The following is a 4,321-nucleotide window of genomic DNA, read 5'->3' as shown; positions in this document are numbered from 1 at the left end:
CGAACTGATCGCCCGAACGCTCCCACGACGACGCCGGAACCATGCCTGAACAGCGGAAACTCAGTGATCACATCCGGTAAGACAACGGCTTCTGATCGATAGTCTGTCGATGTGGGGATCGTTGAGCGGCTGGTGCCGGATGAGTTGTGGGAGTTGTTCCAGCGGGTGGTGCCGGAGGCGCTGACCCGTCCGCAGGGTGGTGGTCGGCGTCGGCACGGGGACCGGGAAGTGCTGGCCGCGATCGTGTTCGTCGCGACGTCTGGTTGTACGTGGCAGCAGTTGCCATCCGCTTCGTTCGGGCCGTCGGGAGCCACAGCCCACCGGCGGTTCACGGAGTGGTCGAAGACCCGGGTGTGGGCCAAGCTCCACCGCTCGGTCCTCGACGAACTCGGTTCCCGCGGCGATCTGGACTGGTCCCGGTACGCGATCGACTCGGTGAACATGCGGGCCCTGAAAAGGGGGAGCCGACAGGCCCGAATCCTGTGGATCGGGGCAAGTACGGCTCGAAGATCCACTTGATCACTGAGCGGACCGGTCTGCCCCTGTCCGTCGGCATCTCGGGTGCCAACGTCCATGACAGCCAGGCCCGGATGCCCCTGGTTCAAGGAATCCCGCCGGTCCGCTCCCGGCGCGGTCGACGGCGGCGCAGGCCCGGCAAGTTCCACGGCGACAAGGGCTACGACCACAACCACCTGCGGCGATGGTTGCGCGACCGACGCATCACTCCGCGGATCGCCCGCAAGGGCACGGACTCCAGCCAGTGGCTGGGCCGGCGCCGCTGGACCATCGAACGCACCATGGCCTCGCTCGCCGGATGTCGACGCCTCCGCCGACGCTGCGAACGCAAGGCCGGCCACTTCCTGGCCTTCACGAGCATCGCCTGCACCCCTATCTGCTACCGCAGACTCACCAGCACGGACGATATTCAGGAGGCGTCGGTGTAGGCGAGGTGGACTCCGCAGCCGGTGCAGCGGAAGAGCATGGCGGTTGCCCCTTCTCCCAGGCTGGTCAGGAAGTGTTCGAGTCGGCTTTCGTCGTGCCAGCCGTCAAGGCGCATGTCGGTCCGCAACCGGTCGAGTGCTTCGGGATGCGCCGCCAGCTCGGCGTATCCGACTTCCCCCACGAAGGCGGCCGCGTCCTTGCAGTGAACGAGCCAGTGTGGATCCTGTCAGGCGTGGAAGCCAGGAGTGCGGCGGGTGACCTCATGCAAGACGTCCTCACTGACACCGTCGAGCCCGTAGGAGTCGGTGAAGTCGCCAGCGAAGCGTTCAGCCGCACTGCCATCTGCGATGCACCAAGGACAGAACCGTCCGCTGACGTCCTGAGCGGTGTAGAAGGTGGCTGTGTAGATCCATCCCCTGTTGGCCTTGCAGCAGGCGCACGTCTCGGTGGACGCGCGGATGGACCCGCTCGCGAGGGGATCTGGGTGATAACGGAAGAAGGGCAGGTCGGCACTCATCGGCACTTTCCGATCCGCGACCTGGTGGCTCTGCCCACTGATCCCATGAAGAGCAGTCTGTCTGCGAGCAGGTCCTTGATCAACCGCGGGGTCGGAGTCTTCTCTTCCTGCAGAGCCAAATGAGATGACCTGTAACAAAGGCCGGCGCTCCCTGAGAGGAGGTCACGGACCACCGCCTGCGGTGACCTCTCCGGCTTCTCGGTGACGACCCGGGCGTAGTCCACGTTTTCGACCGGCCGTAGGTGGTCGGGGCGCGCACCCATACTCGGTGCCCCGCCGCCTCCACATCGCTGGTGAAGAGGCAGTACTCCGATGCTGCGCTGTTCCCTGGTCGCGGCCGGGGAGCAACGCGACTTCCCTCCGGCCGCTCGCTCAAGAGATCACGAAGTCGGCCGGATAGAGGAGTAGTCCGGCGTGTGCCGGGCGGAGGCTGGGCGAAACGCGGGGGCGCGAGAGGGTGGGTCTGGGCAGAGTCGGGTGTAACAGATAGTCTGTAGGGAACGCGTCAAGTTTGGGCGTGGGTGTGCCGGGAAGTCTGGTCGGCGTTTTCAGGGGCTGTGTGCCCGTTCGCCGCTGTTTCCCGGAGGCGCCGCCGTGACACTTTCCGCCAGAAGGTATACCGGCATCGTCTTGGTAGTTGCAGGAGCACTGATGTGCCTTGCCGGAGCCGTGCTCTACGTGATGCCCGGTCCCGGCTTCCCTGTTCTCGTGCTCGGCCTGGCTGCCGTCGTCATCGGGCTCTTCCTGTTCGCCGCGCTCCGCCGCGAGTGACGGCCGTCTTCACCCTGCGACAGGAGCTTTGGTACTGATGCTTTGGCAGTGGATCGGCCTTGCCGTCTTTTCCGTCACTCTGTTGCCCGCCGGCGTCGCGCTGCTGACCGGCCGCGTACCACGGCGGCTGCGTCCTCGCCTGGACCCGATGCGCCCGCGCGGCCTGGCGCTTCTCGCCTTCTACGCCGCTGCTCCGCTCAATGCCGTTCCCCGTCTGGCCGGCGCCTCGCCCGTGCTTACTCTGACCGCCACGGGCCTGGCGATGATGGTGACACTCGCGGGATGCATCGTGGTCATGGTCGCCACCCAGAGGACCAGGGCCACCCGGTGATCGGCCGTGCACGCTTGGTGCGATGCCTGCCTGACCGCCTGGTGGTTGCTGCTGGCCCTGGCTCTGTGGCTCCTTGGCCAGGCCGCCGGCCAGACCTCTTCCCTCACGGGATGCGCCGCTTCATCAGCGTTCCTGATCGTCGCCGCAGTCCTCGGGGGCTGGGCCGATGAGAACAATATCGTCTGGCTGTCTTCCGGTTGCGTCGCCATCGGAGGCGCCTTGCTGGGCATCGGACTGGTCATGGCCGGGCGGGCCCTTCTGCCCGGTCGGCTACGGCGGGCGATGTTCCGGCTGCCTCCGCCCGAAGGTCGGCACCGACGAACAGGTTCACCGCGCTGAATTCCGCATGTGCATCGCGTTCTCTCGGTGTCGGTACGACGGCAGCCCTGCCGGAGCAGCGGTGGGAGACCGTCTGGCCAGCCGCCGTCGGCATCCTTCTGATGGAGGTCGGGGCGCTGTGGCCACACCTGATTCGGCCGGGACGAGACTCTGCTTTGTGACGCTCGTTTGACGCTCCAGGCCGCCGTACAGCCCTCTGGAACGGCCGTATACATGCGTTGACCTGCGGTTATGGCGGCTCCCGCTTCGTGCGACATCTTTCCGGTGACGCACCACGTTGAGTGCGTGGCGATCCTTGAGCCCGCGGGAAAGGGCTCCTGACCAGCTGTTTTGGGTGATGTGCGTTATGTGCATTATGGGTGCTACGGGCGATATCTTGACGCATGTTTGACGCATGCGGCGCACTTTTGACGCACGTCTGACGCACGCCTGACGCACATTCTGACGGGCTATCAGACATGGCAGGCGGCTGTGCTCTGCGATCCCGAGGGCGGGTCACTTGCCGTGCCGTGCCTCGTGGGTGCCGGTTGTTGATGTCGCTGAGGCGTCGCTTGCAGGCCGCACAGGATGCTCTTCGTTGGACGGGGTGCGGCGGTTTCACGGCCGAGGAATGGGCCGTTCGAGCAGCGGCCTTCTTGGCAGATGTCGGCAGCTTCGTAACAGATGTGTGGCCCGCCCGTTCACCGCTATGGCGGGAAGCGGACCCTTCGCTGATGCAACTTGTCGTCTCCTTTGGCATGACATCGGGGAGCTGTGACCTATCAGGATCGGCGGCAAAGCAGGGCATGACCGCCTTACTCTCCTGAGTGGGCCGTCGAAGGTGAAGTTCCCCCCGCGAACTGTACAGCGGGTGTTTACGCTGCCGGGACGAGGCTCTGCCTGAGCAAGGATCTCGTTTCGAGCGGGGTGACGTACCCGTAGTCCGGATGCCGACGGAGCCGGCTGCGGTTGTACTCGACCTCGACGTAGCGGAAAACGTCGGCCCGGGCGGCCTCGCGGGTCTCCCACATGGTCGTCCCGATCTCCGCTTTCAGGATGGCGAACCAGCTTTCCGCGGCGGCATTATCGTAACAAGAGCCGACGCGCCCCATCGACTGCCTCATGCGCAACTTGCGTATTTCGCTGCGGAATTCGTCACTCGTGTATTCGCTGCCGCGATCCGTATGCATGACGCAACCCTGCTCCAGGCCGCCACGCCCGGCCGCCATCCGCAAGGCGGCGACCGGCAGCTCGGCGCGGTGGTGGTCGGCCATCGCCCAGCCGACCACCTCCCGCGTCGCGAGATCGATACAGGTCGCCAGATACAACTTCCCTTCCAGCGTGCTGAGTGGACGTTAAGTCCGATCTTTCCTGGTTCGCGATCACTCGATCGTGGTACTGATGGCTGCGCGGGGCATGTGGTGAGCATGTCCATGTTGAGA

3 protein-coding genes and 1 pseudogene are annotated in these 4,321 nt (G+C 65.3%); 2 read left to right on the top strand and 2 right to left on the bottom strand.

Features of this window, described 5'->3' with window-relative positions:
• The first annotated feature begins 111 nt into the window (after positions 1-111).
• Positions 112-944 (top strand): IS5 family transposase gene (locus tag ACZ5TL_RS39360; protein ID WP_468595575.1). Its coding sequence is split into 2 segments (ribosomal slippage): positions 112-453 and positions 456-944, totalling 831 coding nucleotides; the frame shifts between segments, so codons are not numbered across the junction.
• On the opposite strand, the pseudogene ACZ5TL_RS39355 reads toward ACZ5TL_RS39360, so the two are convergent.
• Positions 926-1,459 (bottom strand): annotated as a pseudogene (locus ACZ5TL_RS39355) (CbrC family protein). The gene ACZ5TL_RS39360 and the pseudogene ACZ5TL_RS39355 overlap by 19 nt on opposite strands.
• An 808-nt stretch (positions 1,460-2,267) precedes the next feature.
• Here ACZ5TL_RS39355 and ACZ5TL_RS39350 point away from each other — a divergent pair.
• A complete protein-coding gene (locus ACZ5TL_RS39350; RefSeq protein ID WP_468595574.1) occupies positions 2,268-2,561 on the top strand; it encodes a hypothetical protein in 294 nt (97 codons plus the stop codon).
• Positions 2,562-3,754: 1,193 nt separating this feature from the next.
• Here ACZ5TL_RS39350 and ACZ5TL_RS39345 read toward each other — a convergent pair.
• Positions 3,755-4,219, bottom strand: a complete 465-nt coding sequence (locus ACZ5TL_RS39345; RefSeq protein ID WP_468595576.1) for a transposase — start codon at positions 4,217-4,219, stop codon at positions 3,755-3,757.
• Between the last annotated feature and the right edge of the window lie 102 nt (positions 4,220-4,321).

The sequence above is a fragment of the Streptomyces sp. NPDC033136 genome (assembly GCF_055578235.1).
This window is presented reverse-complemented; position numbering and strand designations above follow the sequence as displayed.